The 18172-nt window shown below is 63.6% G+C and carries 20 protein-coding genes; 5 read left to right on the forward strand and 15 right to left on the reverse strand.

Annotated features, from left to right (window positions below):
* Positions 1–5: 5 nt before the first annotated feature.
* From RhoBH5_RS02420 to RhoBH5_RS02435, 4 genes are all read right to left on the reverse strand, one after another.
* The gene (locus RhoBH5_RS02420; protein ID WP_064444528.1) at positions 6–1541 is read right to left on the reverse strand and encodes a glycerol-3-phosphate dehydrogenase/oxidase; all 1536 of its coding nucleotides are present in this window, start codon (positions 1539–1541) and stop codon (positions 6–8) included.
* Positions 1542–1543: 2 nt separating this feature from the next.
* Positions 1544–2182, reverse strand: coding sequence for a TetR/AcrR family transcriptional regulator (locus RhoBH5_RS02425; RefSeq protein WP_003942216.1), 639 nt, complete (start codon positions 2180–2182; stop codon positions 1544–1546).
* Between the two features lie 73 nt (positions 2183–2255).
* Positions 2256–2969: a PIG-L deacetylase family protein gene (locus RhoBH5_RS02430; protein ID WP_007735164.1), complete on the reverse strand. Its 714-nt coding sequence runs from the start codon at positions 2967–2969 to the stop codon at positions 2256–2258.
* 17 nt (positions 2970–2986) lie between these two features.
* Positions 2987–3175 carry a hypothetical protein gene (locus tag RhoBH5_RS02435; protein WP_020907519.1) on the reverse strand — a complete coding sequence of 63 codons (189 nt, stop codon included), beginning with the start codon at positions 3173–3175 and terminating at the stop codon, positions 2987–2989.
* A 224-nt stretch (positions 3176–3399) separates the two neighbouring features.
* Between RhoBH5_RS02435 and RhoBH5_RS02440 the strand changes: the two genes are divergently transcribed.
* The 3 genes from RhoBH5_RS02440 to RhoBH5_RS02450 are packed head-to-tail and all read left to right on the forward strand — an operon-like array spanning position 3400 to position 5285.
* Positions 3400–3996: a biotin transporter BioY gene (locus tag RhoBH5_RS02440; protein WP_007735162.1), complete on the forward strand. Its 597-nt coding sequence runs from the start codon at positions 3400–3402 to the stop codon at positions 3994–3996.
* Positions 3997–4002: 6 nt separating this feature from the next.
* Positions 4003–4683, forward strand: coding sequence for an energy-coupling factor ABC transporter ATP-binding protein (locus tag RhoBH5_RS02445; RefSeq protein WP_007735161.1), 681 nt, complete (start codon positions 4003–4005; stop codon positions 4681–4683).
* Positions 4680–5285 carry an energy-coupling factor transporter transmembrane component T family protein gene (locus RhoBH5_RS02450; RefSeq protein WP_042922628.1) on the forward strand — a complete coding sequence of 202 codons (606 nt, stop codon included), beginning with the start codon at positions 4680–4682 and terminating at the stop codon, positions 5283–5285. Before RhoBH5_RS02445 ends, RhoBH5_RS02450 begins: the two co-directional genes overlap by 4 nt.
* 39 nt (positions 5286–5324) lie before the next feature.
* Here the strand turns inward: RhoBH5_RS02450 and pspM are convergent, their stop codons facing one another.
* The 5 genes from pspM to pgsA form a co-directional block, all read right to left on the reverse strand.
* The gene (pspM, locus tag RhoBH5_RS02455; RefSeq protein ID WP_020907518.1) at positions 5325–6170 is read right to left on the reverse strand and encodes a phage shock envelope stress response protein PspM; all 846 of its coding nucleotides are present in this window, start codon (positions 6168–6170) and stop codon (positions 5325–5327) included.
* A 31-nt stretch (positions 6171–6201) separates the two neighbouring features.
* Positions 6202–7014, reverse strand: coding sequence for a phage shock protein PspA (gene pspA / locus RhoBH5_RS02460; RefSeq protein WP_003942098.1), 813 nt, complete (start codon positions 7012–7014; stop codon positions 6202–6204).
* Between the two features lie 156 nt (positions 7015–7170).
* Positions 7171–7551, reverse strand: a complete 381-nt coding sequence (locus RhoBH5_RS02465; RefSeq protein ID WP_003942191.1) for a helix-turn-helix domain-containing protein — start codon at positions 7549–7551, stop codon at positions 7171–7173.
* Positions 7552–7641: 90 nt separating this feature from the next.
* Positions 7642–8139 (reverse strand): CinA family protein, encoded by a 498-nt coding sequence (locus RhoBH5_RS02470; RefSeq protein ID WP_058038694.1) that lies wholly within the window; start codon positions 8137–8139, stop codon positions 7642–7644.
* Positions 8136–8777 carry a CDP-diacylglycerol--glycerol-3-phosphate 3-phosphatidyltransferase gene (gene pgsA / locus RhoBH5_RS02475; RefSeq protein WP_270007913.1) on the reverse strand — a complete coding sequence of 214 codons (642 nt, stop codon included), beginning with the start codon at positions 8775–8777 and terminating at the stop codon, positions 8136–8138. Before pgsA ends, RhoBH5_RS02470 begins: the two co-directional genes overlap by 4 nt.
* A gap of 120 nt (positions 8778–8897) precedes the next feature.
* Here pgsA and RhoBH5_RS02480 point away from each other — a divergent pair, with 120 nt between their 5' ends.
* Both RhoBH5_RS02480 and RhoBH5_RS02485 read left to right on the forward strand, forming a co-directional pair.
* Entirely contained in the window at positions 8898–9422 is a 525-nt protein-coding gene (locus tag RhoBH5_RS02480) for an amino-acid N-acetyltransferase (RefSeq protein ID WP_007735157.1), read from the forward strand.
* 58 nt (positions 9423–9480) lie between these two features.
* Positions 9481–9765 (forward strand): YciI family protein, encoded by a 285-nt coding sequence (locus RhoBH5_RS02485; protein ID WP_003942124.1) that lies wholly within the window; start codon positions 9481–9483, stop codon positions 9763–9765.
* A gap of 16 nt (positions 9766–9781) precedes the next feature.
* Here the strand turns inward: RhoBH5_RS02485 and RhoBH5_RS02490 are convergent, their stop codons facing one another.
* From RhoBH5_RS02490 to thyX, 6 genes are all read right to left on the reverse strand, one after another.
* Entirely contained in the window at positions 9782–10762 is a 981-nt protein-coding gene (locus RhoBH5_RS02490; protein WP_019748181.1) for a TerC family protein, read from the reverse strand.
* A 45-nt stretch (positions 10763–10807) separates the two neighbouring features.
* A complete protein-coding gene (locus RhoBH5_RS02495; RefSeq protein WP_221742751.1) occupies positions 10808–13579 on the reverse strand; it encodes a DNA translocase FtsK in 2772 nt (923 codons plus the stop codon).
* Positions 13580–13703: 124 nt separating this feature from the next.
* Entirely contained in the window at positions 13704–14327 is a 624-nt protein-coding gene (locus RhoBH5_RS02500; protein WP_003942175.1) for a TIGR03085 family metal-binding protein, read from the reverse strand.
* 59 nt (positions 14328–14386) lie between these two features.
* Positions 14387–16396, reverse strand: a complete 2010-nt coding sequence (locus tag RhoBH5_RS02505) for a ribonuclease J (protein WP_003942231.1) — start codon at positions 16394–16396, stop codon at positions 14387–14389.
* Positions 16397–17302 (reverse strand): 4-hydroxy-tetrahydrodipicolinate synthase, encoded by a 906-nt coding sequence (dapA, locus tag RhoBH5_RS02510; protein ID WP_003942142.1) that lies wholly within the window; start codon positions 17300–17302, stop codon positions 16397–16399. It abuts the gene before it with no gap.
* 43 nt (positions 17303–17345) lie between these two features.
* A complete protein-coding gene (gene thyX / locus RhoBH5_RS02515; protein ID WP_003942250.1) occupies positions 17346–18098 on the reverse strand; it encodes an FAD-dependent thymidylate synthase in 753 nt (250 codons plus the stop codon).
* Between the last annotated feature and the right edge of the window lie 74 nt (positions 18099–18172).

Raw genomic sequence — 18172 nt, forward strand, 5'->3', positions numbered from 1 at the left:
GAGTGTCACACCGAGTGAAAGGCCTGTTCCGCCGCACCCAGTGCGCGTTCGCGATCCGAAGCCACCAACCCGATTCTCGTTCTGCGATCGAGGACGTCGTCGACGTCGAGAGCGCCTTCATGCGACACCGCGAAATCGAACTCGGCACCGCAGATCTCCAAGTCCGCAACCGACCGGAGACGATCGCCGCTCGCCGCGGCAACGACCTCGGCCTCGGTGCCGTATCGCGCCACCAATGACGCGGGTGCCTTGATCTTCTTCAATTCCGCCGGTGATGCAGCGCCTACCAGCGGCAACGCGCGTGTCCGACATGCCCCGGCGCTCAGCGACCCGACCTCGACCGCAGCGTCGACGGCGTCTTCGGCCATCTTGCGGTACGTCGTGAGTTTTCCGCCTACCACCGTGACCAAGCCCGAGTCCGAACGGACTACAGCGTGATTGCGCGAGAGGTCGGCCGTCGAGCCTTCACCGGTGTCCAGCAGCGGACGCAGACCCGCGAAGGTCCCCAAGACGTCCCCACGGGTCAGCGGAACTTCCAACGCCGTGTTCACGGTGTCGAGCAGGAAGTCGATCTCGTCCTCTGACGCCGACGGCACGTCTGGCACCGGTCCCGGCGCTGCTTCGTCGGTCAACCCGAGGTAGATCCGGCCGAGCTGGGCGGGCAGGGCGAAGACGAAACGGTTGGTCTCGCCGGGAATCGGCACGGTCAGCGCTGCCGTGGGGTTCCCCAATCGCGCTGCATCGAGCACCAGGTGCGTCCCGCGGCTGGGGCGCAGGGTGATGCTGGAGTCGACCTGATCAGCCCAGACACCGGTCGCATTGACCACGACGCGGGCACGCATCAAGAACTCGGATCCGGTCAACTCGTCGCGCAAGGTGGCCGACGTTCCGGATACGTCGTATGCACCGACGCGGGTCAGGATTCGCGCGCCGTGCGACGCTGCGGTTCTGGCGATACCGACGACGAGGCGGGCGTCGTCGATGAGCTGCCCGTCGAACGCGGTCAAGGCGCCTCGTAGGTTCTCCTGCTTGACCGCGGGAGCCAATTCGCGCGCCCGCGCAGCGCTGACCGTCCGTGATCTGGGCAGCACCGAAGCCGGGGTTCGCGCCGACATGCGCAGAGCGTCACCGGCCAGGAAACCGGTACGCACCAGGGCCTTCCCGAAGAACGACGTTTCGGGCAACAGCGGTACGAGTTGAGGCATGGCGCGAACGAGGTGCGGCGCGGTGCGCGTCATGAGGATGCCGCGCTCGACCGCACTTTCACGCGCTATACCGACATTGCCGGAAGCCAGGTACCGAAGGCCGCCGTGTGCGAGTTTCGAACTCCAGCGGCTGGTGCCGAACGCGAGGTCGTGCTTTTCGACCAGCGCAACACTGAGCCCACGAGTCACGGCGTCGAGAGCGACACCGACACCGGTGATTCCGCCGCCGATCACCAGGACGTCGACCGAATCGCCGTTCGCCAACTGCTCGAGTTCACGAGTACGCCGTTGTGCGTTGAGCGCTGAATCGCTGCCTGCTGAATCTAGGGGGCTCACAGCTATTCTCCCGAATTCTTGACGGGTGCCAGATAAGCAGCGACCGCATATCGAAGTTGCTCGACCGACGCATCGGAGGAAAGCTCCGGCTCGAGAGTCGGCGCAGAAATGACGACGGACTGAGCCATCAGTAGAACCATCGCCGCGATCTCGTTGACGCTTCCCTCGCGAATCGAACCATCCTGTTGGCCGGCCGCGACAACGGATGTGATCAGCTCGAGAATCGACTTCTGGCTCGCGCCGAGCCGGTCCACGATGTAGGTCGTCAGCAATTCTTGATCGGCTTGCCGAATTTTCACGAAGAGCGGATGGTCGCGAATCTGGCCGACGACGTCACCGATCGCCTCCACGAGCAACGTGCCGGCAGACCCGTTGAAGGTCACCTCGGGCAGCACCGATCGGATCTCCCGGGTGAGCAGGTCCGCGACGACAGCTCGCGTGTCCGGCCATCGCCGGTAGACCGTCGGTCGGCTCACGCCGGCCCGACGCGAGATCTCGGCAAGTGTGGTTCGCTGCATTCCGAAATCGAGGACACACGACCTTGCTGCGTCGAGAATCACGTCGTCGATCTCGCGGCTGGGGATGCGCTGACCATCTGCCTTGCGAGGGGCAATTGAGTCATCTGCGTTACGGATTACCATCGTGTGTAACACAATACCGGACAAGTCACCGGTAATCCCGTCGGGACTTGCGATTTCTCTCGCTCAGAGATCATCAGAAATAGTACAACTCGAAACCAACTGCTCGCTCGGCGTCGAAACCAGGCTTCGGTCCGCTGACCATGTCGATCTGTGCGCGCGCCTGTTCCCGGATCGGCGTGGAACTCAGCGCCGCCAGATATCGCGCATGCTCCGCGAGCGAATCCACGGCGCGATCGACCGTCGACGTCACGTCGACGCAGTGTGTGGGAGTCATCGTATTAACCGCAACCCACCGAACACCGGACCACGGCGCCAGTCCCTGCGCTGTCAATGAGGGAAAGATCCATTCGTTCGCTGCGTCGGCAGTTGCGTCGAGAACGCTGATCCCGAGTGCACGGTGATCTGCGCTGTTCAGATAGCCGGGGCCCCAGGTGTGGGAGAAGTTCATCGTCACCACCAATTCCGGACGGTGGCGGCGAATTGCTGCGGCGAGAGTCGAGCGCAACTCCAAGCCTTCCACGAGACGACCGTCGGGCAGGCCGAGGAACTCCACCTCACCGACACCGACGATCGCGGCCGAGCGACGCTCTTCTTCCTCGCGGATCGGGCCGGACTCCTCGGGCGACAGACCGGCGATTCCGGCCTCGCCGCGCGTGGCCAGGACATATCGCACGTCTTTGCCGCGATCGGTCCACTGCGCCACTGCTGCGGCTGCGCCGTATTCGATGTCATCGGGATGCGCCACGATGACAATCGCGCGCTGCCAGTCCTCGGGGAAGTTTTCCATAGGGCAGATCTTGCCCGTCAGAACCGCGAAGCGGGCGAATTGTCGTCACTTCCCGACATCGCCTTCACCAGGAAGTAGATTCCGAAGCCGACAGCGCCGACCACCAGAACCCAGAAAAGCCCCTTGATCAGCGCACCGACCACCGCGAGTGCGACCCACACCAGTACGACGGCCAAAACGATCTTCCAAAACATGCTTACCTCCAACGTGCCGTTGAATAATCAGTCGAATCGGACAGGTGCTGCGTCGTCCGTAGAACCAGCCTGACAGGTCTGGCGTGACAAAGCAGCAGCTCAGCGGCAAGTTCAGGTAAAGATCAGGGTTCACCCCGAGACCGGCCCTCACGCAGGTCAGGGTCCAACCCATGGGAGCTTGCTCCTGGCGTAAACTCGCGAAGTTCGATCCCGTATGCCGAAGGAGCACGTCCGCAGTGTCTACGACCCGTTTCCCCGCTCGCGATCTCGCGCATGTAGCCGTCTTCGCCGCACTCATCATCGCGCTGGGCCTACCCGGGTCGATCAACATCGGCATTTCCGGCGTGCCGATCACCCTTCAGTCCATGGGCGTCATGATGGCCGGCGCTCTACTCGGACCGCGCAAGGGTGTTCTCGCCGTCCTGACGGTCATTGCTCTGGGATTGGTCGGTCTACCGGTCCTTGCCGGCGGTCGCACCGCACTCGTGTCTCTATCGAGCCCGACAGCCGGATTCCTCATCGGTTGGATCCCGACGGCGTTTGTCATCGGATGGCTGACCGCCAAGATGCTGCCCAAGTACCGGATCATCGCGGGCATCGGCATCAACCTTCTCGGCGGCGTCGTCGTTCTCTACGCGTTCGGCATCGTTGGAATGATGGTCCGCGGACACATGAGCTTCGTTGCCGCATGGTCGGCCAACGCCGCCTTCATCCCGCTCGACGCCGCAAAAGCAGTCGTCACCGCGTTGGTCGCGTCCCAGGTTCACCGGGCATACCCGGCACTACTGCGCGACTCGGTGATCTCGTCGAACAAGACCGTGGTGGCGAATTAATCTCCGATGAGTGAGATCGTCTTCGAGAACGTCGGACACAGCTTCGGTGAACGAACGGTCCTGCAGCAGATAGATCTGCGACTGAGCGAGCAGCGAATCGGAATCGTGGGTGCGAACGGAAGCGGCAAGTCGACGCTCGCTCGCATGATCAACGGACTGGTCGTTCCGACGGAAGGACACGTCCACGTCAACGGCTTGGACACGGCGAAGAAGGGCCGCGACGTACGCAAGCAGGTCGGATTCGTCTTCACCGATCCCAACCACCAGATCGTGATGCCGACGGTTGCCGAGGACATCGAATTCTCGCTCCGCCGTAGCGGATTGGGCAAAGCCGAGCGCGCCGCAAAGGTGGCCTCGGTGCTCGAACGCTACGGCCTCGCCGGGCACGCCGACCATCCCACCCACCAGCTTTCGGGCGGGCAGAAACAGCTCCTCGCGCTCGCGGCCATCATGGTGACGGAACCGAACGTACTCGTCGCCGACGAACCCACCACGCTCCTCGATCTTCGCAACTCTCGGCTGATCAGCTCGGTATTCGAGTCACTCGATCAGCAACTGATCGTCGTGACCCACCAACTCGATCTCCTCGAGTCCTTCGAACGGGTGTTGGTCGTCGACCAAGGCCGCGTCGTCGCTGACGGCTCCCCCGCCGACTCCATCGATCACTACCGGTCGTTGGTCTCGTGACCACTCTCGGCGTCTACCGTCCGGGCCGCTCACTCCTGCACCGGATGCCGACGGGAATCAAGCTCTTCGCCTTGGTCGTGGCCATCCTCGCCGTCTCGATCTTCGTGCGTGAGCCGTGGCAACTGGCAGCTCCCACGATCGTCGTTGTGGCCCTGTACGCGATTGCGCGCATTCCTCCGATGACTGCAATCCGGCAGCTGCGTCCGGCGCTGTGGATGTTGCTCTTCATCGGGGCGTTCCAGCTGGTAGTCGCGGGATGGCAGCGAGCGGCCGTCGTTTGCGGGGTTCTGATCATTTCGATCGCCTTCGCGGCGATCATGGGTCTGACCACACGGATCTCCGAGATGCTCGACGCGATCACCAGATTTCTGACACCCTTGCGACGCTTCGGCGTCAATCCCGAACGGATCGCCTTGCTCCTCGCAATGACGATCCGGTGTATCCCGCTGATGTTCGAGGTCATCACACAGGTGTCCGAGGCACGCAAGGCGCGAGGGCTCGGATTCTCGCTGCGATCCTTCGCAGTGCCGGTCATCGTCGGCACCCTGATGACCGCGGACGCAATGGGCGAAGCATTGGCGGCCCGCGGCGCCGACGACTGAGATGTCGAACAGTGTGCATCGATCAGGCGCGAGAGCCGATCAGTTGTACTTGCGGGTGATGTCGTCCACCTCGCCGATGGCGTCGGCAAGCGCCGAGAGCCGCTCGGCGGCCGCGTGCAGCGCCGAAAGCTCTCGGTTGAATCCCACGAGCGCCGACGGGCTGTGAGGCGCTGTCAGAGCAGCTGCCGAAGTCACCAGATCCTCGTACTGATCCAACCCCGACTGCAACTCACGAACTGCGCCGTCGATGGTGGGATCAAGAGGTTCGGTTACCTTCGGCGTCGCGGCCACAGCGCGTTCCATCGCGACGACATCCGAAGACACCGCGAACATCGCTCTCAGTGCCGAATCGGCGGTAACAGTGATTTCGTCCAACTCACCGGGGTCGATGGTGTCGGCGCGTCTGAGCACACTCAAGATCTCGAACAGCGAAGTCTCGGCGCCGATGAGGCGAGACATCGGGATGAACGCGCGAGACGACGACGGTGGCAAGCGCCGGCGAATCGGCGCCGACGGCGGTGGGCCGGAACTCATCGAACGGTAACGGCCGACCGCGATGACGGCGGGAACCGCGAACAGTGCCGCTCCCCCGCCTGCCACGACCACCGACCACTCGGGGGCCGACGCAACAGCAAGGCCGGCCGTGCCGACCACTGATCCGCCGGACATGAAACCCCAACGCTGAGCGCGTCGACGTGCACGGGCACGTTTGCGCTCGAATTTGGCGCGCGGGTCCTGCCACCGCCGAGCGGCATCCGCCGCAGACAGTCCGACCTCGCGCAATGTGTCCGCGGTGCGTCCCAACGCTCCGAAGGCGCCGGATACGGAAACGGGAACGGCCGACCGGGGCTCGCGCCCAGATCGACCGTCTCGTGAAGAAAACATCAGAGCATCACTGCCGACATCGAGGATTCGGCTACTGCCCGGTCTGACCGGCAGCCGGGGGCTGCTTCTCGACGGACGGAGTCGCAGGAGTGGCTGCTGCGCCGCCGGAAGGCAGTGCCTCGCCCTTCATGGAAGCACGAATCTGCTCGAGGCGACTGTGCCCTGCCATCTGGACCGAGGCCTGCTGGACCTCCATCATGCGGCCTTGAACGGAGTTCTGGGCGAGCTCGGCAGAGCCGAGTGCGTCGGCGTAACGCCGCTCGATCTTGTCGCGCACAGCATCGAGGCTGGGTGTGTTGCCGGGAGCCGACAGCGTGCTGTCCATGGACCGAAGGGACTCGCTCACGCGCTCCTGCATCTTGGCCTGCTCCAGCTGGCTGAGCAGCTTGGTGCGCTCGGCAACCTTTGCCTGCAGAGTCATCGCGTTCTGCTCGACAGCCTTCTTGGCCTGAGCGGCGGCCTGCAAGGACTGGTCGTGCAGTGCCTTCAGATCTTCGACGCCCTGCTCGGCCGTCACCAACTGGGCCGCAAAAGCTTCGGCAGCGTTGGTGTACTGGATCGCCTTGTCGTTGTCGCCGGCAGCAGCGGCCTGATCGGCGAGGTTGACGGCCTGGCGCGCGTTGGCGTTGAGCTTTTCGACCTCGTCGAGTTGACGGCTGAGCTTCATCTCGAGTTGACGCTGATTACCGATCACCGACGCAGCCTGCTGGGACAACGCCTGATGCTGGCGCTGTGCGTCCTCGATCGCCTGCTGAATCTGAACCTTTGGATCTGCCTTCTCATCGATCTTCGAATTGAAGAGCGCCATCAGGTACTTCCAGCCCTTGACGAAAGGATTAGCCATTGGTTTGATCCTGCCTCCATCTGATGCGCCGCGCCGAACGCGACCCGGAGCGCGACCGTCGCGCACCGAAACAAGGGCTGCGCCCTATCTGCTCTGACCCCACCTGCTGGAAACCGGCGGTTACGTACAAAATCTATCGGTTACGGCCGGTAGTGGCTACGCCGCCGCCAACCTTCGAGCGTTCGGTGCCGGAATCACGACGCGGGTGTCGCGTGCGATAGTCGGCGAACCAGAAGCCGAGACAGAGCCGGAAGCAGACACGGCAGGTTCGGCAACCTGCCGACCAGCTACCGGAGCGCTCTTCTTCGTGGCCAGGGTCTCGCTCACGTCGACCAGCACGTCGGACAGTGGGACTGCGAGCGCATCACAGATCGCCGCCAACAATTCGCTCGATGCTTCCTTACGCCCACGTTCCACTTCGGACAGATAGCCCAAGCTCACACGCGCGCTGTTCGACACCTCACGTAGCGTGCGGCTCTGCGAAACGCGCGTACGCCGGAGACTGTCACCGATTGCCTCACGCAATAGCAGCGCCATCTCGCTCCTCCTTCATCCGTGACCTCATCGTGCATGGTCGTACGTCTTCACAATCGTCAACGTCCGAACACATCCGATTGGTTCCCGAGCCTATCGTGCCGCACGCTCTGCGACACGATCACGTAACCGCGACACGGCAGTCGCGACCGCGGTTGTCCGAATCTCCCACCGTTCGCCGCCGAGCGCGAGCGGTTCGCATTTGGTTCCGTCAGGGCCGGCGATACCGAGAAACACTGTTCCGACCGGGTGTCCGTCCTGCTCACTCGGACCGGCGACTCCGGTCAGACCGATACCCCAGTCCGCACCGCACTTCGTCCGGGCACCGAGCGCCAATGCCACCGCCGTGCTCTCGGACACGGGGCCGTCCGTTGCCAGGCGGCTTGGATCCACACCGGCCAGTGTTGCTTTCAGGTCGGTCGCGTACACGACCAGGCCCCCACGCAGCACCGCGCTCGACCCTGGCACGGACGCGACCGCAGCCGTGAACAAGCCAGCCGTCAGAGATTCGGCGGCGGCGACAGTCTGCCTCGCGGCGCCAAGGGCGTCGACGAGTTCGACCACTCCGAGTGCGAGCAGCGGGTCCGTCATGACTCGACTGCGCGAACTCCGGCGCGAAGCCTGATCGCCTGCACGATGTATTCGATTCCCGTCGCCACCGTCAGCACGACGGCAGCAGCCATCAGCAATCCGCTGACGATGTCCCAACTGCTCGGCAGCGGGCAGAGGTAGAACCCGATCGCGACGGCCTGCACGAGGGTCTTGAGCTTGCCGCCCTTGCCCGCCGGGATGACCGCGTGCCGCAGTACCGCGAACCGCAACAGCGTGATTCCGAGTTCTCTGGCGATGATCACTCCGGTCACCCACCACGACAGGTCACCGAGAACCGAAAGACCGATCAGCGCGGCGCCGATCAGTGCCTTGTCCGCGATCGGGTCCATGAGTTTGCCGAAATCGGTGACCAGACCGTACTTCCGAGCCAATTGGCCGTCGATCCGATCCGTGATCGCGGCGACGATGAACACGCCCATTGCCCCGAGACGCCACCACGTCGAGTGTCCGCCGTCGACGAACAGAACAACGAGAAAAACCGGAACGAGAACCATTCGGACCATCGTGAGAATGTTCGCGATGTTCAGCAACGGAACCCGGTTGTCCGCGACAGGTGTGCCGTCGGACGGGCCGACGGCGGCGCGATGGGCGTCGGTCTGATCGCGCGGGGTACTCATCGGATCACCGCACAGGCGGTGAGCCGAACCCGGGACAAAGCCGAGCGGCGCGGGAATTGCGTGGGGCGGACAGGCACGCGACTTAGAATATCGGTAGGGCCATTGACTAATGTGCACCACATGACTTCGACCGCGCCGACCTATACCGAGAGCCAGTTGATCGTGCGTCGCGCGCGAACGTCGGACATCCCCGAAATCAAGCGTCTGATCGACATCTACGCCGGCAAGATCCTCCTCGAGAAGAATCTCGTGACGCTGTACGAGGCAGTCCAGGAGTTCTGGGTCGCCGAGCGAGGCGGCCAGGTAATCGCTTGCGGCGCACTGCATGTGCTGTGGGCGGACCTGGGTGAGATCCGCACCGTCGCAGTCGATCCGACTGCCAAAGGCCAGGGCGCAGGTTTCCACGTCGTCGACAAACTCATCGAGGTCGCCAAGGAATTGGAGTTGGAACGGTTGTTCGTTTTGACGTTCGAGACCGAGTTCTTCCACCGTCACGGATTCGCGGAGATCGACGGCACCCCCGTCACCGCCGAGGTCTATGCGGAAATGTGTCGGTCCTACGACGCCGGCGTCGCCGAGTTCCTCGATCTGAGCTATGTGAAACCCAACACACTCGGCAATACTCGCATGCTCCTGACTCTCTGAACCGTTCAGACTCTTCACACACCACCATCTCGATCACCAGCCCCGAAAGCGGTTCACGATGTCGTTGTTCCTCGTCGAATACACCTACGCGCCCGAGAAGAACGCTCAGCGCGACGAAGTCCGTAGCGATCACCGCGCGTGGCTCGCGGATCTGGTTTCCCGCTCGATCGTCTTGTCATCCGGCCCGTTTGCAGATGGAAACGGCGCGCTGATCATCGTCGACGCCGCAGACGCCGACACCGTTTCCCTCCTCTTCACCCACGATCCGTTCGCGATCGCCGATTTGATCGAGAAGGTCCGGATCACCGAGTGGGTTCCGGTGTTGGGTCAGTTCAGCGCCTGAGAGCCCCGGCCCCGGCTTACTCCCCCGCCCGGTCGCGAGTCTTCAACAGGCTCGCGACCGTCGTCACCGCCAATACTCCGATGATCACTCCGAGTGAGAGTGCCGTGGAGATTTCCGGGACGGAGACGTGTTCACCTCCGTTGACGAACGAGAGGGTGTTCTCGTGCAACGCGTGAAGTACCAATTTCACACCGATGAACGCCAGGATTATCGAGAGCCCGTACGAGAGATAGACCAGCCGTTCGAGCAACCCACCGATCAGGAAGTACAGCTGCCGTAGACCCATCAGCGCGAAGGCGTTGGCGGTGAACACCAGATACGGTTCCTGGGTCAGACCGTAGATCGCCGGAATCGAATCGAGCGCGAAGAGCACGTCGGCAAACCCGATTGCGATGAGCGCCAACAACAACGGTGTCACGACGCGCTTGCCGTCGATCCGGGTGATCAGTTTGTCCCCGTCGTATTCCTCGGTTGTCGGCAGCACCCGCTTCACGAGTGAGATGATGCGACTGTCGCGCTTCTCCTCGGCTTCCTTCTCATGCCCGTGATCGCGGATCAGGGTGTACGCGGTGTAGATCAGGAACGCACCGAAGAGGTAGAACACCCAGCTGTACGCATTGATGGCGGCCGCACCGACTCCGATGAAGATTCCGCGCATCACCAATGCGAGGACGATGCCGATCAGCAGGACTTTCTGCTGGAACTCTCGCGGGACGGCGAACGTCGACATGATGATCACGAAGACGAACAGATTGTCGACCGAGAGCGCCTTCTCCGTGACGTAGCCGGCGAAGTACTCACCGCCGTACGTGGTGCCCCAGATCCACATCACGACGAGGCCGAAGACGATGGCGATCGAAATGTAGACCGTCGACCAGAATGCGGACTCCCGGAAGGTCGGCGCATGCGGAGTGCGGACGTGGGCGAAGAAGTCGAAGACGAACAGGCCGAGGATCACCACGATCGTGATTCCCCAAGCCAACGGCGTCACATGCACGGGTTCCTCCGGTCGTCTGTCGACGGCTTCTCCGCCGAGGTGTCCCTACTCGTCTGCAGGTGCCTCATCCGGGTCGCCGCCGCGTATCGACCACAGCAGACCGTCGAGCTCCTCGGGCTTCATGAGCACCTCGCGTGCCTTCGAGCCCTCGCTGGGTCCGACGACGCCGCGGCTTTCCATGAGGTCCATCAGTCTGCCGGCCTTGGCGAACCCGACTCGTAGCTTGCGCTGCAACATCGACGTCGAACCGAATTGACTCGTGATGACCAATTCCACGGCCTGCAGGAGGACATCCATGTCGTCGCCGATGTCGGGGTCGACGTCTTTCTTCTCCCCTGCCTTCTGTGCGGTGACACCTTCGGTGTACTCGGGCTCGGCCTGGTTTTTCGCGAAGTCGACAACCGCCGAGATTTCCTCGTCGGTGATGAACGCGCCCTGCATACGGGTCGGCTTACCCGCGCCCATGGGCAGGAACAGGCCGTCACCCATACCGATGAGCTTCTCGGCGCCGGGCTGATCAAGGATGACTCGCGAGTCCGTCAGTGAAGACGTCGCGAACGCCAGACGCGAAGGCACGTTGGTCTTGATCAGGCCGGTGACGACGTCGACGGACGGGCGCTGCGTTGCCAGCACCAGGTGGATACCGGCAGCACGGGCTTTCTGCGTGATGCGGACGATTGCTTCTTCGACGTCGCGCGGCGCGGTCATCATGAGGTCTGCCAGCTCGTCCACGATCGCGAGGATGTAGGGGTACGGACGGTAGACGCGCTCGCTGCCCAGCGGGGCGGTGATTTCGCCGGACTTGACCTTGGAGTTGAAGTCGTCGATATGACGCACCCGGTTGGCCTGCATGTCCTGGTAGCGCTGTTCCATCTCCTCGACCAACCAGGCCAGCGCTGCCGCTGCCTTCTTCGGCTGAGTGATGATAGGCGTGATCAGGTGCGGGATACCTTCGTACGGCGTGAGCTCGACCATCTTGGGGTCGATGAGGATCATCCGTACTTCTTCCGGCGTTGCTCGGGTGAGCAACGAGACGAGCATCGAGTTCACGAAGCTCGACTTACCCGAGCCGGTCGAGCCTGCCACCAGAAGGTGGGGCATCTTCGCGAGGTTCGCACTGACGAAGTCACCTTCGATGTCCTTACCCAGACCGATCACCAGCGGATGGTGATCGCGTCGGGTGCTCGGCGCGTTCAAAACGTCGGCGAGGCGGACCATTTCGCGGTCGGAGTTCGGTACCTCGATACCCACCGCGGACTTACCCGGAATGGGGGCCAGGAGGCGGACGTTGTCGGTTGCCACGGCGTACGCGATGTTGCGGGCGAGCGCGGTGATCTTCTCGACCTTCACGCCTGGGCCGAGTTCGACCTCGTAGCGCGTCACCGTCGGTCCGCGGGTGAAACCGGTAACAGCGGCATCGATCTTGAACTGTTCGAGGACTTCGCTGATCGCCTCGATCATCGCGTCGTTCGCAGAACTGCGGAGCTTGGGCGGGTCTCCCTCGATCAGCAACGTCGTCGGCGGGAGGTTGTAGTCGCCGTCGGTGACCCGATCGGTGACGAAGTGTTCCTTCTCCTCCGGCTCCGGTTCGGGTTTCGGCACGGGCTTGGCGATGGGGACCGAACGCGCAGGCACCTTGGGGCGCGGCGCCGGAGTCTCCACCACGGGCGCTGCCGCAGCCGCGACGGGCTCGTCGGGTACTGCGGTGTCGTCGGCGTTCCACAGGCCGAGGACTTCGGTCTTCTTGTCGCCCGACTCGAACTCGTCCGTCGGGTAGTTGTCGATCGGTGCGCGTCGGCTGGGCCGCTTGGCGGGCTTGAGCGGCGGCTCGGCGTAGGTGTCGACCGGGTAGCCGTCGGCGTCGAACAGTGAAGGATCGTAAGCAGATTCGCCGTAGTGGTGCTCACCGTCCTCGTCGAATTCGGATCCGTAGTCGCCGTATTCATCCGAGCGATACGAGGCGCCGAAGAAGGACTGGAACTTGCTCGGCACCTCACGCAGAGTCGTTCCGGTCAGAAGGAGGATTCCGAATCCGGCGGCGATGACCAGCAGCGGCGCAGACAGCCAGACGGTGAGCCCGTTGGTGAGCGGGCCGCCCACGACGTATCCGACAAACCCTGCGCCGTTGGAGCGACCGGTGGCGTCTGTCGGTGAACCCGAGATGATGTGCCAGAGGCCGAGCGCCGGCAGACCGACCAGCAACGATCCCATGATCAGTCGGGGCCGGATCTCAGGTTTCGGTTCGGTGCGCATCAACAGGATCGCGAGGCCGACGCCGACGATGGGGAGCACGGCCGAGGCCGCGCCGAAGATCGCCCGCACGAGGGTGTCGATGCCACCGCCGATCGGACCACCGGCCTTGAACCAGACGCCACCGGCGATGACGACGCTGAATGCGATCAGGCCGAGCGCTATTCCGTCGCGGCGGTGGCCGGCTTCGATCTCGCCGACCTTACTGACGGTGCGTGTGGTGGCGCCGACGCCGCGGGCAGCCAGGGACCACCCGGCTCCGATTCCCTTGCCCACAGCGGCCAACGGGCTGGCCCGCTGAGAGGTTTTCGATACCGGGCGGCGCGCGGCCGACGACGTACCGGACGCCTTCTTGGGCGCCGGCTTGGAGCCTTTGCCCGACGCGGGGCGCCCACCAGCCCTGGCCGAAGTCGTGACATTTCGAGGAGTCGATACGGTTCGCGTGGTGCGCGAGGCACGAGGTTTTGCGGTTGCGCGCGCGCTCGGAGTAGAGGCTGACGACCTGGTCGATGCCCTGGACGTAGACGTGCTTGTACTGGATCCCCGGGCGCTCGACTTACCTGCCATGGAGTTCAGGCTAGTCTGTGCGACCCCATCTGGACCATCCGCAACACCAGCAACACTGGTGGCGAGTGCGAAACGTGATCTTCACAACCCGTCTGTCGAGCTCGGCTCCGGCAGAAGGGGGCCATCAGAAACTGCGATCGAGCGCCATCACGGATTGAACGTCGGCCAGTTCACCTTTGGCTTCGATCTTCACCTCGTTGCGACCGAAAGCGTGCAGCAGCAACTCGGCGGGTTCACCCTGCAGGACAACACTGCGAGAGCCGGATTTGTGGACGACCGCACTCTCGCCGGACGGAAGTTCGAAAATGACCTCGACAGCGGCTTTGCGGTAACCCATCTTGCCGATCTGCCGGGCGTACTTCCACAGCTGAGCCTGCCGACCCTCCGACAACGGACGCGGCGCCCAGTTCAGATGTGCGCGTCGTACATCTTCGTGGTGGACGAACATTTCCGTGGTATTCACCTGCGCGTCGAGCCAGTACATCGGCGACCACCGAGGCGGCCCACTCCGAACGTCGTCGAGGATCTCCTCCCACGGACGCGCCGCTGCGGCCTTACGCACGCTCTCGGTGTGACCGGCAAGAGGGCTCAACATGATTCCGGGAGCGGCGTCGAGACGCCGCTCCCGGACTATCAGATGTGCTGCCAGGTCACGATTGGTCCACTCCCCACACAGTGTCGGAGCATCGGGGCCGAATTCGACCATGCTGTCCACCAGGGCGAGTCGTTCGTCATGAGCGAAGGTCACCTTCGCCAAAGTACTCGAACCGGACCGGGTTCGAGCGGAAGCGACCTGCTGTGCCGAATCTACGGAACCGCGATGACCGTCGGAATGATCATCGGACGGCGGCGGTACTTGTCCGCGACCCAGCGTCCGACGACGCGGCGCACCGACTGCGCGATGCGATGAGCGTCGATGACGCCTTCGCTCGCCAACCGGGCCAGGTCCGATTCCACGAGATCCGCGGCAGCCTTGAGCGCTGTCGGATCGTCGGAGAAGCCGCGACCGGACACCTCGGGGGTGCTGACCGCACGGCCCGTCGACTCGTTGATGACGATGGTGATCGCGATGAAGCCGCCCTCACCGAGCACGAGGCGATCGGACAGCGTCGGCTCACCGACGTCGCCGACGGACAGACCGTCGACGTAGACGTGTCCGACCGGTACGCGTCCGACGATCTCGGCGAGACCGTCCACCATGTCGACCACGACGCCGTCCTCGGCCAATACGATGCGCTCTTCCGGCACGCCGGTTGCCTTTGCCAGCGCGGCGTTGGCACGCAGGTGCCGCCATTCACCGTGGACGGGCATGGCATTGGTGGGCCGAACCGCGTTGTACAGGTAGAGCAACTCACCGGCGGACGCGTGGCCCGAGACGTGAACCTTGGCGCTCTGCTGAGTCACGACGGTGGCACCGCGCTTGGCCAAACCGTTGACCACGGCGAAAACGGAGTTCTCGTTGCCCGGGATCAGCGAAGACGCGAGAACGACCAGGTCGTTGGCGCGGATGTTGATCTGACGGTGTTCGCCGCGCGCCATCCGCGAGAGCGCTGCCAACGGCTCACCCTGCGAACCCGTCGAAATGAGTACCAGGCGATCGTCGGGAAGGGTGGCGGCGGTGTCGATGTCTACGACGAGGCCGTCGGGCACCGTCAGGTAGCCCAGATCCTGGGCGATCTGCATGTTGCGGACCATCGAGCGGCCGACGAAGACGATGCGGCGGTTGTACCGAGCGGCTACGTCGACGACCTGCTGGATGCGATGCACATGGCTGGCGAACGATGCCACGATGACACGCTGCTTCGCCTTGCCGATGACGTTGTCGAGCACTCCCCCGATTTCGCGCTCGGGCGTGACGAATCCCGGAACTTCGGCGTTCGTCGAGTCGACGAGGAACAGGTCGACGCCCTCGTCGCCCAGGCGGGAGAATCCGGCGAGGTCGGTCAGGCGGCCGTCGAGAGGCAGCTGATCGAGCTTGATGTCACCGGTGTGCAGTACGACGCCGGCGTCGGTGCGAATCGCGATCGCGAGAGCGTCGGGAATCGAGTGGTTGACCGCGAAGTACTCGCAGTCGAACGGGCCATGAGTGGTGGTGTTTCCCTCGACGACCTCGACCAGGTTCGGACGCAGGCGATGCTCGCGGCACTTGGCGGCAACGAGAGCGAGAGTGAACTTCGCGCCGATGACCGGAATGTCCGCGCGCAGACGCAGCAAGAACGGCAGAGCACCGATGTGGTCCTCGTGTCCGTGAGTCAAGATGACGGCTTCGACGTCGTCCATACGGTCTTCGATGTAGCGGAAGTCCGGGAGGATCAGGTCGACGCCAGGCTGCTGGTCCTCGGGGAACAGCACACCGCAGTCGACGATCAGCAACTTGCCACGGTGCTCGAACACCGTCATGTTGCGACCGATTTCGCCGATGCCGCCCAGCGCGACGATGCGCAGACCCGATGCCGGCGCCTTCGGGGGTGTTCCGAGGCGACCCGTGGGATCGACGGCCGGACGGTTCTCGGGGCGCTTGTTTCCGCGCCCGTTGCCCGACTTCGATGCTGCCGGTCGGTTACCGCCGGAAGATTTGCGCGGCGACCTGTCTTCGGTCGACTTCTTGGGTGCAGCAGATTTGGTGGCAGCGGACTTGGTTGCTGCAGATTTGGTTGCTGCGGCCTTCTTGGGCGGGGCGGCTGCGGCGGGGGCCGCTTCTGCCGCCGGCGCAGCTGGTGCCTCTACCGGTGCGGCCTTTGCGGCCGTTTCGGGAGCCGGAGGCGAAGGCGGACCGGCTTGACGACTGGCACTACGACGTCGGGGGGGACGGGTCATTTACAAAACTCCTGCCGCATGCAGATCGGCGGCAAGACCGTCGATCTGCTCTTTAGTGGGTGCAACCTGCGGAAGGCGTGGTTCTCCGACATCGATTCCGATGAGTCGCAGACCCGCCTTCGAAGCGCTGACACCGCCGAGGCGGGCAACGGAACGAATCACAGGGATCAAACTGAGGTTTATCTCGCGCGCGCGGGCGATGTCGCCGGACACGAACGCGGTGTGAAGGTCGCGGAGACGACCCGGAACAAGGTGGCCGATGACGCTGACGAAGCCGGTGGCGCCCACAGCGAGCCACGGCAGATTCAGCGGGTCGTCGCCGGAGAAGAACTGAAGCTCGGTGGTGCCGATCAACTCTGCGCCGGCGTTGAGGTCGCCCTTGGCGTCCTTGACGGCCTTGATTCGCGGGTGCTCGGCGAGTCGGCGGATCGTCTCGGTCTCGATGGGAACGACGGAGCGGGGCGGAATGTCGTACAACATGACGGGCAGGTCGGTCGCGTTGGCGACGGCGGTGAAGTGTGCAAACAGTCCGGCCTGGGGCGGACGTGAGTAATACGGGGTGACGACGAGCAGACCGTGCGCTCCGGCGCGAGCCGCGTCACGTGCGAGTTCGACGCTGTGAGCGGTGTCGTTGCTGCCGGCGCCTGCAACGATCTTCGCGCGGTTACCGACGGCGTCGATCACTGCGCGGAGCAGGTCGAGCTTCTCGGACTCGGTGGTGGTGGGAGATTCACCGGTGGTACCGGCAAGAACGAGGCCGTCACAGCCGTTGTCGACGAGATGGGCTGCGAGGCGCACTCCCGCGTCGACGTCCAACTTCCCGTCGGCAGTGAACGGGGTCACCATCGCAACGGAAATGGTGCCGAACGGACGCTCGACAAGAGAAGCGGAATCACCGTAGGTCATGGTCAGAAGGTTACCCGGTTCAGCTCTTACTTCTGCACACGAGTCACGACTCGGCCGCAAATGCGCTGACGGCAATTTCCGATCCGTCGCTTCCGCGAAGAATCTCGTAGTCCCCGAACACATTTGGCGCGACATCACGAAGCTGACGCAGGCACTCGACCGCGACTCGCCGGATCTCGACATCCGCATGTTCGGTGGCACGCATCTCGACGAAGTGCCGCCAGGCCCGATAGTTCCCGGTCACGACCAAGCGCGTCTCGGTGGCGTTGGGCAGCACCGAGCGCGCAGCCTGCCTGGCTTGCTTGCCCCGCATCGGGGCACCGGGCACCGATTGCAGTTTCCCTTCGAGGGCAGTCAGCAGTTCCCCGTAAGCGCGACGGCTTTCGTCGGTGGCATTCAGAAACAGTGCTTCGAGCTCGGGATCACCTTCGACAGCAGGAGGCACGACGACGTTTGCATCGTTCTCACGGACGAATCGCTGCGAGAGTTGCGAGTACGAGAAGTGCCGGTGACGAATCAATTCGTGAGTGCACGAGCGCGAGATACCGGTGATGTAGAAGCTCACTGTCGCATGCTCGAGCACCGAAACGTGTCCGACCTCGAGCAGATGCCTCAGATAGCCGGCGTTGGTTGCGGTTCGCGGATTCGGCTTGGACCAACTCTGGTAGCAGGCTCGACCGGAGAACTCGACCAGCGCTTCGCCACCATCCGCGTCCGTCTCCCACGGAATGTCCTCGGGCGGGAAGAACTCGGACTTCGCCACCAACTGCACTTTCAGTGACACCGTGTTCGGCACAACCCACTCCTCGACAAGCACGAAACGACCAGCACGAAACCCGGGCGCCGTTCGCCTCAGGTGCTGGGCAACTC

Origin of the sequence: Rhodococcus sp. BH5 (assembly GCF_027583855.1) — a bacterium.
Lineage (GTDB): Bacteria > Actinomycetota > Actinomycetes > Mycobacteriales > Mycobacteriaceae > Rhodococcus_F > Rhodococcus_F qingshengii.